The organism is Methylobacterium sp. 22177 (assembly GCF_052045615.1).
GTDB classification, from domain to species: domain Bacteria; phylum Pseudomonadota; class Alphaproteobacteria; order Rhizobiales; family Beijerinckiaceae; genus Methylobacterium; species Methylobacterium radiotolerans.
The window spans coordinates 179,380-193,884 of the sequence record NZ_JBQEPK010000003.1; the positions used below are offsets into that span (position 1 = coordinate 179,380).

Genomic DNA, 14,505 nt, shown 5'->3' on the forward strand with positions numbered 1-14,505 from the left:
CGCCGCGCGCCTCAGGCCGGCGCGTAAGTGCCGTCGAGCCGGGGGGCGCCGTCGCAGGACGCGAGCCCGCGTCCGACCAGATCCTCCAGATGGGCGAAGACCGACAGGGCCGCCGCGCCGCGGAGCCGGGGGTCGAGCCCCTGGTAGATCGCCGCGACGATGTCGGCGATTCGCCCGTCGCCGGCTGCCAGCCGTGCGCGGATCGCCGCCTCGCGCTGGCGGCGGTGCCCGGCCAGTCCCCGGAGGAACCGGGCGGGCTCGCGCACCGGGCCGCCATGCCCCGGCCAGTAGACCGCCTCGTCGCGGCCGCGCAGCTTGTCGAGGGACTCCATGTAGGCCCGCATCGCGCCGTCCGGCGGGGCCACGATCGTCGTCGACCACGCCATGACGTGGTCGCCCGAGAACAGCGCCCGCGCCTCCGGCAGCGCGAAGGCGAGATGGTTCATCGTGTGACCGGGGGTCTCGACGGCCACGAGGGTCCAGCCCGGGCCGGACACGGCGTCGCCCTCCACCATGATCCGTTCCGGCGCGTGCGCCCGGTCGGCGCTCGCGTCGAGCATCGGGGTCTCCGCTTCCGACAGGACCCGCGCGGCCCTGTGCGGCGCGCATCCGACGATCGGCGCGCCGGTGCGCGCGGCGAGCAGCCTTGCTCCGGGCGAGTGATCCCGATGGGTGTGGGTGACCACGATGGCCTCGACCCGCTCGGTGCCGAGATCCTGAAGCAGCGCGTCGACATGGGCCGGATCGTCCGGGCCCGGATCGATCACCGCGACGCGCTCCTGGCCCACCACGTAGGTGCAGGTGCCGCTCGCCGTGAACGGGCCGCCGTTCGGCGCGACCCGTCGGCGGATCAGCGGCGCGACCCGGTCCAGCCGGCCGGCCGGAGGCATCGAGGGATCGAAGGTCAGGGTGGTCTCGTCGGTGTCCGCCATCGCGATCCCGTGCGATCGAAACGGCGGTTCCATGGACGCTCGGCGGCCGCGTGGCAATCACCCCGAAGGCTGTGCGGATCGGCGGCCACGGCAAAGGGAGTGTCGGTCGCCGTCAGGACCCGTCCGCGGTGCTGGCCATCGCGGCCGGGGTGGCGATCCCACCGCGCGCCGAGCCGGATGGACGCGGAGGGGGCCGCGTCCGATCCCGCGGGGCGCGCCCGCCGTGCGGTCAGTCCTGCCGGCGCGGCTGGCGCGCGCGCACGCGGACCGGTACGGGCGCCGGTGCCGGCACGAGTCCGAGCGCGGCCGCGCGCAGGGCATCGCCGGCCCTGTCGACGATCTCGGTCACGCGCGCCGCCATCGCGGCGGCCTTCGATCGAACGGCACTCTTGGCAGATTGCAGCATCGCAAATCCCGGATCGAGCCTGGAGACCTATCTTCGAACGCTAGCGCCCCTGTCTCGTTCCGTCACCCCGTGTCGCGGACGGCGCGCGCGGCCGTAGGGACTCACAGGACTTCGCAATAGGGGCGGAACCGGAGCTAAACCTTGGCGTTTTCGTGTTCAGAACGACGCGGCCCGCCCGCGTTGGTACTTTCTAAGGATACGAACCATGCTCGGTTGGGCCGTAACTTTTCTCGTCGTCGCCCTCGTGGCCGCTCTGCTTGGCTTCGGCGGCATCGCCGGCACCGCTATGGAAGCGGCCAAGCTGGTGTTCTTCGTGGCGATCGTCCTGTTCGCGATCTCCGCCGTCGTCGGCCTGATGCGGGGCCGTTCGCCGACCCTCTGACGACTGACCGGATATGCCGGCCCCGAACGCGGGCCGGCGCACGGGCACGCAGGAGAAGCCGTCGCCTCAGGGCGGCGGCTTCTTCCGTCGGGATGATGCCGCCGCGCGCGATGGTGATTGGCCGGGCCGGTCTCCACGATCGTGTGAGGACAGGTGGGGGCGGTCCGAGCGCTGCTCGCATGCAGGCCGATCAATGCGTCGGCGGCTCAGCCCTTGCGGTCGGCGCTGTCGAGCTGTGCGATCAGCTCGGCGAAGCGGTCGGGGACCGGCTGCTGCGTGACCGTGTCGTACATCGCGCGCAACTGCGCGGCGATGCGATTGCGGGTCTGATCGCTCAGGCCGTTCCTGCTCCGGGCGCGGTCGGGCTGGTCGGAAGCGGATGCGTCACCGGAGCTGTTCTCGGGCGCCGATGAGCGATCCGAAGCAGTCTCGGCGTGCGGGTCGCGCGCGCGAAGACCTGCCTCCTTCCCCTGGTCCACCATCAACACGCCCCTTGTTGCCGAAGTCGGCCCGGCCGCATTGTGCTGCGGCTCGACATACGCCATGGCTGCGCCGGCAACGCCTGCGCGCCGGCATCGGTTCCGCCGGGGGGTGGAACGGAGTGCGGGCCTCCGCGTTGGGCGGTAGGCTGCGCAGGACACAGAGCCGGCCCCGGCAGGCCCTCGGTAACGGATCGAGGCGCTCGCGGCCGGGCAACACGGCGAGGCACAGGGGATCGAATGTCGACATCGCAACTCGTGGTACAGCACCTGCCGTACCTGCGCCGCTACGCGCGCGCGCTCACGGGTAGCCAAGTGGCGGGTGACGCGTACGTCGCCGCCACCCTGGAGACCCTCGTCAACGAGCCGGACACGCTCGGTCGCAGCACCAACATCAAGGCCGACCTGTTCCGCGTCTTCACGCGGATCTGGAACTCGCTCTCGGTCAACGGCCGCAGCGAGCAGGTTCAGCACGACCTGCCTGCGGAGGTGCGCCTCGGTCAGATCACGCCGCTGCCGCGCCAGGCCTTCCTGCTCTCCTGCCTCGAGGGCTTCTCGGAGGAGGACGCGGCCATCATCCTCGGCGTGGACGTGTCCGAGGTTCGCGACCTCGTCGACGAGGCCGGCCGTGAGCTCGCCGCCGACATGGCGACCGAGATCCTCATCATCGAGGACGAGCCCCTGATCGCGATGGATCTGGAGGCTCTGGTCGAGGGTCTCGGCCACAACGTCATCGGCGTTGCCCGCACCCGTACCGAGGCGATCAAGATCGCCGGCGAGGGCAAGCGCCCCGGCCTGATCCTGGCCGACATTCAGCTCGCCGACGGCTCCTCCGGCCTCGACGCGGTGAACGACCTCCTGAAGTCCTTCGAGGTGCCGGTGATCTTCATCACCGCCTATCCGGAGCGCTTCCTCACCGGCGAGCGGCCCGAGCCGGCCTTCCTCATCGCCAAGCCGTTCCAGCCCGCCAACGTCTCGGCGGTGATCAGCCAGGCGCTGTTCTTCCAGCAGACCGCCCGTCGGCGCGAAGCCAAGACGGCCTGAGGCCGGCCTGTCGGGTCGCGCCCGGGGTTCGCCCGGGCCGCCCGCGACCGGGAACGGTGGCAACAAAAAAGCCCCGGCGCGAGCCGGGGTTTTTTGTTGCCTGGCCGCCGCCCATGTCCGGACGCGCGCAAAAAAACGGGCCGGAGAAGGCTCCAGCCCGTCGCGAAGGTTCCGGCCGATGCACAAGGGGAATGCGGGGAGGACCAGGTGGCCGGGTGCAGAGGGAACGGGTGCCGGCCCAGGAGGTTCCAGGGCGGGTGATTTTTCGTAGCGAGTGGTTTTTCGGCAACGGTTCGGGTCTGTGGATAGCGGGCGTGCGCCGCCGCACCAACGGCCGAGCTGCGTTCGAATACTCAGGATGCGTAGACGCGGCACAGTCTAGGAACCTGCGATTGCAGGGCGCGTTGTACGAACATCCTGTCAAGCTCTCGCGATGAGGTCGGGGCGATGCTGCGGTCTGGTTTCATTCTGGGCGTGAGTGCTCCTGCCGCTCTTCTCACCGTTCTGATCCAGCCGGTGGTTCGCGACACGGCGGATCGCTGGACGATGCCGGTTCCCACGGCTCAGACCGTTCAGGCCCCGCTGCCCGGAATGCGCCCGGTCTCCCTGTCGATCAGCCCGACGCGGGTGGCGGGCGTGCAGCGGCTCGAGAGCCGGAACGCGCCCGTCGCGGGTGAGGCCCAGGATCTCGAGATCAAGCCGATCCTGCGGCAGCCGCCGCGGCGGATGCGCGAGGGGTGCGAGGCGGCCCTGAGTTCACTGGTCGGCCCCGAGGCGCGGCGCATGACCCCCGGCCGCTGCATCTCCTGATCGGCGCCGACGGGAGCCGCACAGCAAAAGGCCCCGCCGTTTCGGCGGGGCCTTTTGCTGTGCGAACGACGCTGGCGCGACTCTCTCGGCCCGGGGCCGGAATCGAGAACGGCGCCGGTCCCGGGGGACGCGGCGCCGCTACGCGGTTCGGTTCGGCAGCGGCCTCACTCGGCCCGGCCGGTCCCCGTGGACTGGCCACCCTTGCGGCCGGCGGACGAGGCGAGCTCACGGTCCTGCGAGAAGGAGCGCTTCTCGGCCGGCACGCTGCGGCCGCCCTTGCTGGCGATCTCGCGCTGCCGCTCCAGATCCATCGAGGCAAAGCCCCGCTTCGAGGTCGAATTCCCGGATGCCATCAGTTCCTCCTCAGGCTTCGCTTCACCCCGCAACAACCTTCAGCAATAACCAAGGTTCCTATCCTGAGACCTGCTCAAGCTTCCGCCAGCTAAGCTTGGCAGCAACCCGGACTTGTGTCCCGCGTTGGTCGACATTCGACGCTGGTTGATGTCCGCGTTCGCTCCGGCTGCCCCGGAGGTTCGGCGGCTTGTTCCGGGTGGATGGCGCCGCCGCGCGGCGCGAGGGAAAGGTTTTCGCGTATGACGAACCGCAACATGGTCAAGGATGAGGCCTCGGCGCCGCGGCCGAACACGCCACCGCTGCCGCCGATGCCCGCGCCGGAAGATTCCGCCACGCCGACCACGCGCGAGGAGCCGACGGATTCGCCGCACCTGAATGCCAGTCTCAAGCGCGACGCGCCCCCTCCCGGCGGTCTGGGCCTCGCCACGAAGCGCTGAGTCGAACGGAGAGGTCTCAGGCCTGACGCCGGCGCGCGAGGCGCGTCAGGCCCGCGATCAGGAGGGCGATTGCCAGGATCGTGACGATCCCGGCTACCGTCAGGATTCGCTGGATCAGCGGCGTGTAGATACCGCGCGCGGCATCGTAGCCGTAGCAGAGCAGGGTGAGCCGGTCGGCGATGCTGCCGATCCGGCCTTCTCCGGCCTCGATCAGGGCGAGGCGGAGGTCGCGCCCGGTCAGCGCCAGGGGCGACAGGACCCGCGACAGCCGGCCGTCGGCGGCGAGGAGAAGCGCCGCCGCGGGATGCGCGAAGCTGTCGGTCCCGGCATCGTACACCGCCTTGTAGCCCAGCGCGCCGGTGAGGCGCGCCAGCGCGCCGTCCGACACGAGGAGCGCCCGGGGCCGGACGGTCTTCGCCCGGTCCCCGAGGGTCTCGGCCAGCATGCGGCGCGCGGCCGCGGCGTCGTCGCGCGGGTCGATCCCGACCAGCACGAGGGCGTAGTCGTCGATCGGGAGGCCCGTGGCCGCCAGGGCGTCCGCCGACATGGACAGCATCGGGTCGCAGACATTCCCGCAGGTGTAGTCCACCGGTAGCAGCAGGGCCGCGCGGCCCCCGACGGCCTGCCCCAGAGTGGTCGTACGATCGGTGCGCGCGTCGGTCGCGGCGAGGTCGAGCGGGGCCCGGGCACCCGGGGGCGGCGCGACCGCGACGCGGGCGAGATCGGCCTGGACGAGGCGTGCCGCGGCCGGGCCCGAGGCCAGGGCGAGGCCCACCGTCAGGACGGCGCCCAGACCACACCGACAGGTTGCGGCAGGCGCGGGGCTGGACAAGTGCCTGACGAACCGCATGGATAAGCGCGCCCGTCCGGCCCCGCCGTCCTGGGCGTGAGACCCGTCGCGGAGCCCCCGAATGACCCTCGACACCGAGGTTTCCTCCCTGAAGCAGGTGCCGCTCTTCCGCGAGGTGGAGCCGGCGCGCCTGAAGCTCCTCGCCTTCACCAGCGAGCGGGTCCATTTCGAGCCGGGGCAACGCTTCTTCGCCCGCGGCGACGTGGCGGATGCGGCCTACGTGATCCTCTCGGGCACGGCGGAGGTCAGCATCGACGGTCCCGCCGGGCCGGTGCGGCTGGCGCTCCTCGGCCAGGACGCCCTCGTCGGTGAGATGGGCATCCTGGCCGAGCAGCCCCGCTCCGCCACCGTGACGGCGCAATCCGCGGTGACCGCTCTGCGCATCGACCGCGGCGTGTTCCTGGAACTCCTGGCACAGTTTCCGCAGATCAGCATCGCCCTGATGCGCGTGCTGGCGCTGCGGCTGGAGCAGACCAATCAGGCGCTGGCCGAGAGCCGGGGCTGATCATCCCGCGTAGGTGATGAACTCCAGGAGCGAGCCGTCCGGATCCCGGAAGTAGACGCTGATCCCCGCACCCGCGGCGCCGTGCCGCTCCACCGGGCCGAGTTCCACCGGGACCCCGGCGGCCTCGAGATGCGCGATCGCGGTCTCGATCGCGCCCGACCAGCGGAAGCACAGGTCGCTGTTGCCCGGCTGGACGGGAGTCGCCGCCACCGGCACGGCCTCGACGCCCGGGCCGTGGCAATTGAGCTGGACGCCGCCGAACCGGTAGGCGAAGCCGGCGCCGCGCTCGACGATCTCGGCACCCACCACGTCCCGGTAGAAGGTGTTGGAGCGCGCCCAGTCGCTGACGTGGATCACGCAGTGATCGAGGTGAATCGCCGGTCTGAGCGGGACATCCGGGGCGACCGTCGCCTCGGTCGGAAGAGTTTCGGTCTCGGGCATCGCTCACCTCCGCGCCGGGCGCAATAGAGCGCCTCTGCGATTCAGAATTAGGGCGCAACCGTGGCCGCGGGAGCGGCCCGCGCGCGGCCGGCTGCGGCGGAAAAGCTACATCGTCACAGGCGCGGAGACGGTAGGCATGGCGCGACGACCGTATCCCGCACGACAGGACCTATGATCGCCACGCTTCCCTCGGCCTGGAGCCGCCTGCGCCGGATCGTTCTCTCGCGAGTCCTCCTCGCCGTCGTGGCGATCGCCCCCCTGGCGGCGTGCCAGACCCGTCCGGTCCAAGTTGCCCAGGACGACGAGTCGGCCTGGTACATCGGCAGCAAACCCGACAAGCCCTTCGATATTCCGCTGGTCGACACGCAGCGCCTCGATCCGAAGTATCGCCGGCAGCAGGTCAGCTACAACGGTCCCGAGCAGCCGGGGACGATCGTGGTCGACATCGACAAGCGTCAGCTCGTCCTCGTCCAGGCCGACGGCACGGCGATGCAGTACGGGGTCGGTGTGGGCAAGGCCGGCTTCTCCTGGAAGGGCGAGGCGCGGGTCGGGCGCAAGGGCGTCTGGCCGGACTGGAGCCCGACCGTCACGATGGTCTCGCTGCATCCCGACCTGCCGCGCACCCGGAAGGGCGGCCTGGACAACCCCCTCGGCGCCCGCGCCCTCTACCTCTACCAGGGCAACCGCGACATCCTGTTCCGCATCCACGGCACCAACGAGCCCTGGAGCATCGGCGAGCAGATGTCGTCGGGCTGCGTCCGGATGCTGAACGAGGATATCGCCGACCTGTACGAGCGCGTGCCGGTGGGCACCCGCGTTCTCATCAAGCGCAACGGCAAGTACCGGACCTGAGCGGCCGACGCCGATCGCCGGGCCGGTCAGCCGGCCGGCGCTGCCGCGGCGGACGCGTCGCGGACTTCTCCGGAGACGCGTCCGGCGAGGCGGGCCAGAGCTGCACGGTCCAGGCCGCCACCGTCCGCGGCGGGCCCGCCCGGCCGACCGTCCGGCGCCATGCCGTCGCTGGCCAGCACCGCGGCGGCGGTCAGGCCGGGTCCGGTCCTGCCGGTCGGCCGCTCCGGACCGATCGCGAAGCCGGCCCAGACCAGGAGAGCCGCGCACAGGGCCAGGCTGGCCAGCAGGGTCTTGAGGAAGGTCATGACTCATAACGAGCGGCTCCGGGCCGTCGTTCCGTTGCCAAGCTTCGCTCCGGCGGGCGGAACGCTTTGGCAACCATGACGGCCGAAACTCGGCGGCGCGCCTGCGAGGCCGATTCGGTCGCCCGGCAAATTCGCCACATTGGCCGGGCACCGTCTCGGGCTCGACGAACTCGTCACCAGATTCTCGCCACCCGCGTGGACATCCCCGTTATGATCAGACCGATGCTTGCCCTGCTCCTCCTCTGCGGCCCCGCGGCCGCGGCCGGGACGGTCAGCGGCCCGGCGACCGTCATCGACGGCGACACGATCGAGGTGCAGGGCACGCGCATCCATCTCTACGGCATCGACGCCCCCGAGACCGCGCAGAGCTGCGAGACCGCCAAGGGGCGGGAGTATCGCTGCGGCCGCGAGGCCGCGCAGGCCCTGCGCGCGCGGATCGGCGGCGGCGTGGTCACCTGCGAGCGGCGCGAGGGCACTGTCGCCGGCCGCGTCGCCGGGATCTGCCATGTCCAGGGCGAGGATCTGTCCGCCTGGATGGTGGGCCAGGGTCTGGCGCTGGCCAGCCGCCAGGTGACGGCCCCCTACATCCGCCAGGAGGGCCACGCCTGGGCGACCCGCCGGGGCATCTGGGCCGGCACCTTCGAGAAGCCGGCCGACTGGCGCCAGGATCGGCGCCGGGTCGAGGCCGCGGCCGGGACGAGCGCGGCCGACTAGCGGCTCGCGCGACTCAGGCCGTCGCGTCCTGTCCCTCGGTGAATTCTCGCCACAGCAAGACCAGGGCGGCCATCACGGCCGGCCCGACGAACAGGCCGAGCAGCCCGAAGGTCTCGACGCCGCCGAGGATGCCGAGGAGCACCCACAGGAAGGGCAGCTTGGTCGTGCCGCCGATCAGCGCCGGACGGATGAAGTGGTCGGCCACGAAGGTCACGACGAGGCCCGCCGCCGCCACCACCAGAGCGGCCGTCACCGACCCCGCCGCCACAAGGAGGAGCGCCGCGACGGCGATCGCCACGGCGGCGCCGAAGGGGATCATCGCCGCCACCGCCGTGAACGCGCCGAGCAGAACGGGGTGGGGCACGCCCGCGAAGTGGTAGACGATCCCCAGCACGAAGCCCTCGCCGAGGCCCACCAGCACCAGCCCGTCGACCGTGCCGTGCACCGAGGCCACCATCTGGCGGGCGACGCGCTCGCCGCGCGGTCCGAACAGGCGGTGGCAGGCGGTGAGCGACTGGTCCCGCACCGTCCGCCAGTCGCGGAACAGGAAGAACAGCGCCACGAGGCTGAAGCCGAACAGCACGATCCGGTGCACCACCTCGCGGCCGACATTGCGCGAGGCGCCGAGCACCGAGTGATTCTCGAAGCGGCGCAGCAGGTCGGAGCCCGCCTGCGCGTGGCCCAGATTGTCGTTCCACCACGCGGTCGCCTGCGCGGCGCCGTAGGGCAGGTGCTGCAGGAATTCCGGAGCCGGGATGCCGTTCGCCTCGGCGTTCCGGACGAACTCCGCCACGTCGTGGGCCTCGCGGGCGGCCTGGATGCCGAGGATCGCGAGCGGCGCCAGGAAGACCAGCGCCACGGCCGCGGTCATCAGCGTGGGCAACAGGATGTTGTGCTTGCCCGGCGGGAAGCGGTGCTCCAGCCGCTGGTAGATCGGCCAGAGGGCGATCGCCAGGACCACCGCCCAGGCGAGCGCCGGCAGGAACTCGTGCAGGATCCAGAGGCCCAGGGCCGTCAGGGCCAGGACCAGCAGGACGCGGGCCGCTCCCTGGGAGCGCGCGCGCTCCTGCGGCGGCAGCGGCGGCGTCTCGATCCGCGCCGGCGGCGCGGCGGGTTTGGTGATCGGTGGCATCCGTCTGGTCTCCTGAGGACGCGCCTCGTCTCGCCGTCAAGCTAGGGCCCGCGCGTCCGGAGCGTACGCGCGCCCCCGCACCGGGCAGCGCACGCCTGTGGACAGGCGCTGAAACGCCGGGGAAGCGCCGCGGTTGCCGCTTCTGACACCCTCGTGTAGAGGTCGCCGCCATTCGACCGGGCCGCGTTCCAGGGCCCGTCCACGCGTAGGGCGGCCGCGCGGGGCGCTTGCGCCGGGCTGCCCGGGCGGCGAGGGGGCTCCCGCACGACCGATCCGGAACTCGAACAGCCCGCGAGTAGACATGTCCGACGAGCCCGTCCACGGCAGCGCCACCTTCGAGCGCGTGGCCGACATCATAGCCGAGACCGCCGACATCCCGCGGGACAAGATCACGCCCGAGAGTCACGCCATCGACGACCTCGGCATCGACAGCCTCGCCTTCCTCGACATCGCCTTCGCGGTGGACAAGGCCTTCGGGATCAAGCTGCCGCTCGAGCGGTGGACCCAGGAGGTGAACGAGGGCAAGGTCCCGGCCGAGGAGTACTTCGTCCTCAAGAACCTGTGCGCGCGCATCGACGGCCTCGTGGCCGAGAAGGCCGCCAAGGTCTGAACCAAGGCCGATCCGACCCGTCATGCGCCTCGAATATTTCGAGATGATCGATTCCGTGCGGCTCCTCGACAGGGCCGCCGGCCGCATCGAGGCGCTCGCCCGGGTTCCGATGGCGAGCCCGGTCTTCGAGGGGCATTTCCCCGGCCATCCCCTCGTGCCGGGGGTGCTCCTGACCGAGACGATGGCCCAGGCCTCCGGGTACCTCGTGCTCGCCCATCTCGACTTCGCCCGGATGCCGTTCCTCACCGGGGTCGACAAGGCGCGCTTCCGGTCCTTCGTCGGGCCCGGCGCGGACCTCCTCGTCACGGCGACCCTGGAGCACGACGGCTCGGGCTACGCGGTGACCAGGGCGGCGATCAGCCACGACGGCAAGGCGCTGTGCGACGCGGAGCTCCGCTTCCGCACCATGCCGTTCCCGGACGGGCTCGACGCGCCGATGCGCGAGCGGGCGCGGACGATCGGCCTGTTTCCCGATTCGGCGCCGGCCGAACGCGAGCCCTGAGTCAGCCATGAGCCGCCCCGTCGTCGTCACCGGCCTCGGCCTCGTCTCCTGCGCGGGTGAGGGCGTCGACGCCCATCTGGCCGCCCTCGCCGGGGAGGCTGCCCCGCGCACCGACAGCGAGACCTTCGCGCCCTATCCGGTCCATCCGGCCCCGGCGATCGCGTGGGACGGCCAGATCCCCAAGCGCAGCGACCAGCGGCAGATGGAGGCGTGGCAGCGGCTCGGGGTCTACGCCGCCGGCCTCGCCCTCGACGAGGCGGGCGTGAAGGACGACGCCGCCTTCAAGCAGGCGCTTCACCTCGTCGTGGCCGCGGGCGGCGGCGAGCGCGACTACGCGGCGGACGGCGCGATCCTGACCGGTCTGCGCGACGCCGCAGATCCGGGCGCCTACCTGAACGAGCGCCTTCAGAACGATCTCCGTCCGACGCTGTTCCTCGCCCAGCTCTCGAACCTGCTCGCCGGCAACATCGCCATCGTGCACGGGGTGACGGGCGCCTCGCGCACGTTCATGGGCGAGGAATCCGCCGGCGTCGACGCCCTGCGGATCGCCCAGGCGCGGGTGGCTTCGGGCCAGATCGACGCGATCCTGGTCGGCGGCTCCTACAGCGCCGAGCGGCCGGACGTTCTGGTGATCCACGAGATGGGCGGCTATCTCGCCCGCGACGCCTACCGCCCGGTCTTCGCGCGGGGCGACGCGGGTGGCGAGGCGGGCGGGTTCATCCTCGGGAGCTGTGCGGCCTTCCTGATGCTCGAATCCGCCGCGCACGCCGCCGCCCGCGGCGCCCGCGCCCTGGCCCGGCTGGAGCCGGTGGCGAGTGACCGGACCCGGCGCGTGCCGGGCAGCGTCGCCGGCAGCCTCGAGACCCTCTGGCGGCGGGCTGGCCTCTCGGCTCCCGACCACGTCCTGTCCGGTGCCACCGGCGTCGCCCCGATCACCGCGGAGGAGCGCGCGGCGCTGGCGCAGCTCGCGCCGCGCGCGCGCCTGCGTGCCCTCGGGGACGTGATCGGGCACGGGCTCGAGGTGGCGGCGCCCTTCGGGGCGGCGCTCGCCGCCGCCCTCGTCGCCGACGGCCGCGCCCGCGAGGTCGCCGTGACCGCCGTCGGCCACCGGCGCGGCGAGGGTGTCCTGCGCCTCGTCCCGGCCTGAGCGAACCCGCCGCCCGGGTGCGCGCCGGCCGCGTCCGATCGTCCGGTCGGCAGCACAGATTTCGCGCGGCCGCGCCGCATCGAAATCCCTTATCCCGTTGTTCAAGCGACCGTTCTGGCGTTGCTCAACCGGAATTTGCGGAAAGAATTTCCCGCATCGCTGCGGCGCTGGCCGGGGGAAATATTTCCCCGCGCTTGCCAAAGAACCGCCGGCGGTCTACTTCTACCGCATCGGCACGTGTCCGGATATCTTGGACCGTTACGCCTTCGCAGGGCGGTTCTGACTTTCCTATCGCTATCGGTCGATGCCGGCGCCCGCTCCTTCGGGAGGGCGCCATCTCTCACTATGCCTGCGAAGATCAAGGACTTCCATGAGCACCGGAACCGTCAAGTGGTTCAACGAGACCAAGGGCTACGGCTTCATCCAGCCGGATGACGGCGGCAAGGACGTGTTCGTCCACATCTCGGCCGTCGAGCGCGCCGGCCTGCGCGGCCTGAACGAGGGCCAGAAGGTCTCCTACGAGCTGGAGACCGACCGTCGCAGCGGCAAGCAGTCCGCCGGTCAGCTCCAGACGGCCTGATCGCCGTCCTCAGCGTTTCTCCGGAAGCCGCTCCTCTGGGAGCGGCTTCTTCGTATCTGCCGTCGTGTTTCTACTTTCCCCTCTGCGGGTGACGGTCTTCGCCGCACCCGATCCAGGAGTGTCTGTGAGCTTTTTGAACAAGCAGGGTGTCGCCGATCGCCTCGAGACCGCCGCCAAGGCGCGCTCCGAGATGCTGGCCCGGTTCCGGGCGCGCCCGTCCGCCGATGACCCGGCCGTCCTCGCCCGCCAATCCGCCCGCCGCGCGGTGGTCGATGCCCGCGAGGCCCGCGCGGCCGAACGCGCTGCCCAGCGTCAGGCCGAGATCGAGCGCGCCGCCGCCTTGGCCGAGGCCGAACGCCTCGCCGAGATCGAGCGCAAGCACGCCGAGCAACTGGCCGCCCAGGAGCGCGCCAAGGCGCTGCAGGCCGAGCAGAAGGCCCAGCGCGACGCGCGCTATCTCGCCCGTAAGGCGAAGGCTCAGAAGAAGCGCTGAGGCGCGACCGCAGCCATACCTGTCCAGGAGCCCGGCATGTCCCACAAGTTCAAGATCGGCGAGCGCGTCTGCCGACCCCGACTGGGCATCCCGGGCGAGACGGGCGAGGGCGAGGTGTTCGAGATCCTGCGGCTCATGCCGGAGGATCAGACCGGCGAGCCGAGCTACCGGATCCGCACGAAGACCGGCGAGCGGGCGATCCGCGAGGGCGACCTCGTCGCGGCCCCGCGGCCCTGATCCGGGCGCCTCAGAGCGTCCGGAACATCACCAGCGCGTCGACCGGCCCGAGGTCCGGGTGCCGGAAGGCGCCCGGTAACCGGCCGACCACATCGAAGCCGAAGCTCTCCCACAGGCGAACGGCCCGGACGTTCGTGCTCACCACGAAGTTGAACTGCATCGCCGTGAAGCCCCGCGCCCGCGCCCGATCGAGGGCGTGCGCGCACATGGCCCGGGCGACGCCGCGGCCGATAGCGGCCGCGCCGGTCATGAAGCCGCAATTGGCGACATGGGCGCCCCCGCCCGCCTGGTTCGCGCGCAGATAATACGTGCCGAGCACCGTGCCCGCCTCCTCGGCCACGAAGGTCTCGCGGTCGGGGCCGGTCCAGTACGCGAGGGCCTCGGCCTCGCCGAGGTCGCGGTCCAGCGCGTAGGTCTCGCCGGCCCGGATGGTCGGCACGATGATGCCGGTGATGGCCGCGCGGTCGGCCGCCCGCGCGGCCCGGATGTGCAGACTCACCCGAATTGCTCCCGCAGGATGCGCTCGTCGAGGCTGTGGCCGGGATCGTGCAGCAGCACGAGCTCGGTGGCCCGGTCGAGGGACGTCTCCACCGTGCAGACCCGGCGGAACTCCGTGTGGTCGGCGACCGCCGCGACCGGGCGGTGGGGCGCGTCGAGGACGTCGATCCGGATCCGGGCGTAGTCCGGCAGGAGCGCGCCGCGCCAGCGTCGGGGGCGGAAGGCCGAGATCGGTGTCAGCGCCAGCAGCTTGGCGTCGAGCGGCAGGATCGGGCCCCCGACCGACAGGTTGTAGGCCGTCGAGCCCGCCGCGGTGGCGACGAGCACGCCGTCGGCGATCAGCAGATCGAGCCGGACATTGCCGTCGACGGCGATCTTCAGCTTGGCGGTCTGGTGGGTCTGGCGCAGCAGGTAGACCTCGTTGATCGCCCGCGCCCGGTGGGATCGGCCCTCCGTATCGAGCACGTCCATCACGAGCGGGTGGATGACGCTGCGCTGGGCATTCTCCAGATGCTCCAGGAGATCGTCGTCGCGGAACTCGTTCATCAGGAAGCCGACCGTGCCGCGGTTCATCCCGTAGATCGGCTTCGGGTGGTCCATGAAGCGGTGCAGCACCTGGAGCATCAGGCCGTCACCGCCGAGGGCCACGACGACGTCGGCCTCCTCGGGCGGGACGTGGTCGTAGCGCCGCATCAGCGCGGCCGCGGCCTCGCGGGCGTAGCCGGTCGGGCTCGCCACGAAGGCGATCTTCTGGAAGCGCGGCATGGATCAGGCGCAGCCGCGCAGGCGCGTCGG

At 71.6% G+C, this 14,505-nt stretch carries 23 protein-coding genes; 13 read left to right on the forward strand and 10 right to left on the reverse strand.

The features are described 5' to 3' along the window. Positions 1–11: 11 nt before the first annotated feature. Positions 12–890 carry an MBL fold metallo-hydrolase gene (locus ACTJK8_RS05335; RefSeq protein ID WP_440761649.1) on the reverse strand — a complete coding sequence of 293 codons (879 nt, stop codon included), beginning with the start codon at positions 888–890 and terminating at the stop codon, positions 12–14. 271 nt (positions 891–1,161) lie between these two features. Then, a complete protein-coding gene (locus ACTJK8_RS05340; RefSeq protein WP_012321913.1) occupies positions 1,162–1,338 on the reverse strand; it encodes a hypothetical protein in 177 nt (58 codons plus the stop codon). 205 nt (positions 1,339–1,543) lie between these two features. On the opposite strand from ACTJK8_RS05340, the gene ACTJK8_RS05345 reads away from it, so the two are divergent. Beyond that, positions 1,544–1,720: a DUF1328 domain-containing protein gene (locus ACTJK8_RS05345; protein ID WP_007568853.1), complete on the forward strand. Its 177-nt coding sequence runs from the start codon at positions 1,544–1,546 to the stop codon at positions 1,718–1,720. 206 nt (positions 1,721–1,926) lie between these two features. Here the strand turns inward: ACTJK8_RS05345 and ACTJK8_RS05350 are convergent, their stop codons facing one another. Then, positions 1,927–2,265, reverse strand: a complete 339-nt coding sequence (locus ACTJK8_RS05350) for a NepR family anti-sigma factor (RefSeq protein WP_234741054.1) — start codon at positions 2,263–2,265, stop codon at positions 1,927–1,929. Positions 2,266–2,439: 174 nt separating this feature from the next. Here ACTJK8_RS05350 and ACTJK8_RS05355 point away from each other — a divergent pair, with 174 nt between their 5' ends. Together ACTJK8_RS05355 and ACTJK8_RS05360 are read left to right on the forward strand one after the other, a co-directional pair. Beyond that, complete coding sequence (locus ACTJK8_RS05355; RefSeq protein WP_012321915.1) at positions 2,440–3,243, forward strand: response regulator; 804 nt, start codon at positions 2,440–2,442, stop codon at positions 3,241–3,243. A 546-nt stretch (positions 3,244–3,789) separates the two neighbouring features. Continuing rightward, positions 3,790–4,053 (forward strand): hypothetical protein, encoded by a 264-nt coding sequence (locus ACTJK8_RS05360; protein ID WP_234741055.1) that lies wholly within the window; start codon positions 3,790–3,792, stop codon positions 4,051–4,053. A 164-nt stretch (positions 4,054–4,217) separates the two neighbouring features. Here ACTJK8_RS05360 and ACTJK8_RS05365 read toward each other — a convergent pair whose 3' ends face one another. Then, positions 4,218–4,406 (reverse strand): general stress protein, encoded by a 189-nt coding sequence (locus ACTJK8_RS05365; protein ID WP_010683678.1) that lies wholly within the window; start codon positions 4,404–4,406, stop codon positions 4,218–4,220. A gap of 240 nt (positions 4,407–4,646) precedes the next feature. Here ACTJK8_RS05365 and ACTJK8_RS05370 point away from each other — a divergent pair, with 240 nt between their 5' ends. Then, positions 4,647–4,844: a hypothetical protein gene (locus ACTJK8_RS05370; protein ID WP_012321917.1), complete on the forward strand. Its 198-nt coding sequence runs from the start codon at positions 4,647–4,649 to the stop codon at positions 4,842–4,844. Positions 4,845–4,860: 16 nt separating this feature from the next. On the opposite strand, the gene ACTJK8_RS05375 is transcribed toward ACTJK8_RS05370, so the two are convergent. After that, on the reverse strand, positions 4,861–5,694 hold the full coding sequence (locus ACTJK8_RS05375) for an electron transporter (protein WP_052516977.1): 834 nt from the start codon (positions 5,692–5,694) through the stop codon (positions 4,861–4,863). Positions 5,695–5,755: 61 nt separating this feature from the next. Between ACTJK8_RS05375 and ACTJK8_RS05380 the strand changes: the two genes are divergently transcribed. Continuing rightward, positions 5,756–6,199, forward strand: coding sequence for a cyclic nucleotide-binding domain-containing protein (locus tag ACTJK8_RS05380; protein WP_012321919.1), 444 nt, complete (start codon positions 5,756–5,758; stop codon positions 6,197–6,199). Here the strand turns inward: ACTJK8_RS05380 and ACTJK8_RS05385 are convergent, their stop codons facing one another. Continuing rightward, complete coding sequence (locus ACTJK8_RS05385) at positions 6,200–6,640, reverse strand: VOC family protein (RefSeq protein WP_012321920.1); 441 nt, start codon at positions 6,638–6,640, stop codon at positions 6,200–6,202. It abuts the gene before it with no gap. A 171-nt stretch (positions 6,641–6,811) separates the two neighbouring features. Here ACTJK8_RS05385 and ACTJK8_RS05390 point away from each other — a divergent pair, with 171 nt between their 5' ends. Beyond that, positions 6,812–7,492 carry a L,D-transpeptidase gene (locus ACTJK8_RS05390; protein ID WP_012321921.1) on the forward strand — a complete coding sequence of 227 codons (681 nt, stop codon included), beginning with the start codon at positions 6,812–6,814 and terminating at the stop codon, positions 7,490–7,492. A gap of 26 nt (positions 7,493–7,518) precedes the next feature. Here the strand turns inward: ACTJK8_RS05390 and ACTJK8_RS05395 are convergent, their stop codons facing one another. Continuing rightward, on the reverse strand, positions 7,519–7,797 hold the full coding sequence (locus tag ACTJK8_RS05395) for a hypothetical protein (RefSeq protein WP_012321922.1): 279 nt from the start codon (positions 7,795–7,797) through the stop codon (positions 7,519–7,521). 222 nt (positions 7,798–8,019) lie between these two features. Between ACTJK8_RS05395 and ACTJK8_RS05400 the strand changes: the two genes are divergently transcribed. After that, entirely contained in the window at positions 8,020–8,511 is a 492-nt protein-coding gene (locus tag ACTJK8_RS05400; RefSeq protein WP_234741058.1) for a thermonuclease family protein, read from the forward strand. Positions 8,512–8,524: 13 nt separating this feature from the next. Here the strand turns inward: ACTJK8_RS05400 and ACTJK8_RS05405 are convergent, their stop codons facing one another. Further along, positions 8,525–9,643 carry an AI-2E family transporter gene (locus ACTJK8_RS05405; protein WP_012321924.1) on the reverse strand — a complete coding sequence of 373 codons (1,119 nt, stop codon included), beginning with the start codon at positions 9,641–9,643 and terminating at the stop codon, positions 8,525–8,527. Positions 9,644–9,944: 301 nt separating this feature from the next. Here ACTJK8_RS05405 and ACTJK8_RS05410 point away from each other — a divergent pair, with 301 nt between their 5' ends. From ACTJK8_RS05410 to ACTJK8_RS05435, 6 genes are all read left to right on the forward strand, one after another. Next, positions 9,945–10,253 carry an acyl carrier protein gene (locus ACTJK8_RS05410; protein WP_012321925.1) on the forward strand — a complete coding sequence of 103 codons (309 nt, stop codon included), beginning with the start codon at positions 9,945–9,947 and terminating at the stop codon, positions 10,251–10,253. A gap of 22 nt (positions 10,254–10,275) precedes the next feature. Continuing rightward, positions 10,276–10,755, forward strand: a complete 480-nt coding sequence (locus tag ACTJK8_RS05415) for a 3-hydroxyacyl-ACP dehydratase FabZ family protein (protein ID WP_063110358.1) — start codon at positions 10,276–10,278, stop codon at positions 10,753–10,755. A gap of 7 nt (positions 10,756–10,762) precedes the next feature. Beyond that, positions 10,763–11,902 carry a beta-ketoacyl-ACP synthase gene (locus ACTJK8_RS05420; RefSeq protein WP_012321927.1) on the forward strand — a complete coding sequence of 380 codons (1,140 nt, stop codon included), beginning with the start codon at positions 10,763–10,765 and terminating at the stop codon, positions 11,900–11,902. A 370-nt stretch (positions 11,903–12,272) separates the two neighbouring features. After that, the gene (locus tag ACTJK8_RS05425) at positions 12,273–12,482 is read left to right on the forward strand and encodes a cold-shock protein (protein WP_012321928.1); all 210 of its coding nucleotides are present in this window, start codon (positions 12,273–12,275) and stop codon (positions 12,480–12,482) included. 124 nt (positions 12,483–12,606) lie between these two features. Next, positions 12,607–12,975 carry a DUF6481 family protein gene (locus tag ACTJK8_RS05430; protein WP_012321929.1) on the forward strand — a complete coding sequence of 123 codons (369 nt, stop codon included), beginning with the start codon at positions 12,607–12,609 and terminating at the stop codon, positions 12,973–12,975. A 36-nt stretch (positions 12,976–13,011) separates the two neighbouring features. Next, positions 13,012–13,212, forward strand: a complete 201-nt coding sequence (locus tag ACTJK8_RS05435) for a hypothetical protein (protein ID WP_012321930.1) — start codon at positions 13,012–13,014, stop codon at positions 13,210–13,212. Positions 13,213–13,222: 10 nt separating this feature from the next. Here ACTJK8_RS05435 and ACTJK8_RS05440 read toward each other — a convergent pair whose 3' ends face one another. Continuing rightward, a complete protein-coding gene (locus ACTJK8_RS05440; protein WP_440761650.1) occupies positions 13,223–13,705 on the reverse strand; it encodes an N-acetyltransferase family protein in 483 nt (160 codons plus the stop codon). 2 nt (positions 13,706–13,707) lie between these two features. Beyond that, on the reverse strand, positions 13,708–14,475 hold the full coding sequence (locus ACTJK8_RS05445; RefSeq protein WP_020090865.1) for an NAD kinase: 768 nt from the start codon (positions 14,473–14,475) through the stop codon (positions 13,708–13,710). Positions 14,476–14,505 lie beyond the last annotated feature (30 nt).

Coding starts and splice junctions, on each gene's coding strand:
- ACTJK8_RS05335 (WP_440761649.1), bottom strand. CDS start 890: ATGCCTCCGGCCGGCCGGCTGGACCGGGTCGCGCCGCTGATCCGCCGA.
- ACTJK8_RS05340 (WP_012321913.1), bottom strand. CDS start 1,338: ATGCTGCAATCTGCCAAGAGTGCCGTTCGATCGAAGGCCGCCGCGATG.
- ACTJK8_RS05345 (WP_007568853.1), top strand. CDS start 1,544: ATGCTCGGTTGGGCCGTAACTTTTCTCGTCGTCGCCCTCGTGGCCGCT.
- ACTJK8_RS05350 (WP_234741054.1), bottom strand. CDS start 2,265: ATGGCGTATGTCGAGCCGCAGCACAATGCGGCCGGGCCGACTTCGGCA.
- ACTJK8_RS05355 (WP_012321915.1), top strand. CDS start 2,440: ATGTCGACATCGCAACTCGTGGTACAGCACCTGCCGTACCTGCGCCGC.
- ACTJK8_RS05360 (WP_234741055.1), top strand. CDS start 3,790: ATGCCGGTTCCCACGGCTCAGACCGTTCAGGCCCCGCTGCCCGGAATG.
- ACTJK8_RS05365 (WP_010683678.1), bottom strand. CDS start 4,406: ATGGCATCCGGGAATTCGACCTCGAAGCGGGGCTTTGCCTCGATGGAT.
- ACTJK8_RS05370 (WP_012321917.1), top strand. CDS start 4,647: ATGACGAACCGCAACATGGTCAAGGATGAGGCCTCGGCGCCGCGGCCG.
- ACTJK8_RS05375 (WP_052516977.1), bottom strand. CDS start 5,694: ATGCGGTTCGTCAGGCACTTGTCCAGCCCCGCGCCTGCCGCAACCTGT.
- ACTJK8_RS05380 (WP_012321919.1), top strand. CDS start 5,756: ATGACCCTCGACACCGAGGTTTCCTCCCTGAAGCAGGTGCCGCTCTTC.
- ACTJK8_RS05385 (WP_012321920.1), bottom strand. CDS start 6,640: ATGCCCGAGACCGAAACTCTTCCGACCGAGGCGACGGTCGCCCCGGAT.
- ACTJK8_RS05390 (WP_012321921.1), top strand. CDS start 6,812: ATGATCGCCACGCTTCCCTCGGCCTGGAGCCGCCTGCGCCGGATCGTT.
- ACTJK8_RS05395 (WP_012321922.1), bottom strand. CDS start 7,797: ATGACCTTCCTCAAGACCCTGCTGGCCAGCCTGGCCCTGTGCGCGGCT.
- ACTJK8_RS05400 (WP_234741058.1), top strand. CDS start 8,020: ATGCTTGCCCTGCTCCTCCTCTGCGGCCCCGCGGCCGCGGCCGGGACG.
- ACTJK8_RS05405 (WP_012321924.1), bottom strand. CDS start 9,643: ATGCCACCGATCACCAAACCCGCCGCGCCGCCGGCGCGGATCGAGACG.
- ACTJK8_RS05410 (WP_012321925.1), top strand. CDS start 9,945: ATGTCCGACGAGCCCGTCCACGGCAGCGCCACCTTCGAGCGCGTGGCC.
- ACTJK8_RS05415 (WP_063110358.1), top strand. CDS start 10,276: ATGCGCCTCGAATATTTCGAGATGATCGATTCCGTGCGGCTCCTCGAC.
- ACTJK8_RS05420 (WP_012321927.1), top strand. CDS start 10,763: ATGAGCCGCCCCGTCGTCGTCACCGGCCTCGGCCTCGTCTCCTGCGCG.
- ACTJK8_RS05425 (WP_012321928.1), top strand. CDS start 12,273: ATGAGCACCGGAACCGTCAAGTGGTTCAACGAGACCAAGGGCTACGGC.
- ACTJK8_RS05435 (WP_012321930.1), top strand. CDS start 13,012: ATGTCCCACAAGTTCAAGATCGGCGAGCGCGTCTGCCGACCCCGACTG.
- ACTJK8_RS05445 (WP_020090865.1), bottom strand. CDS start 14,475: ATGCCGCGCTTCCAGAAGATCGCCTTCGTGGCGAGCCCGACCGGCTAC.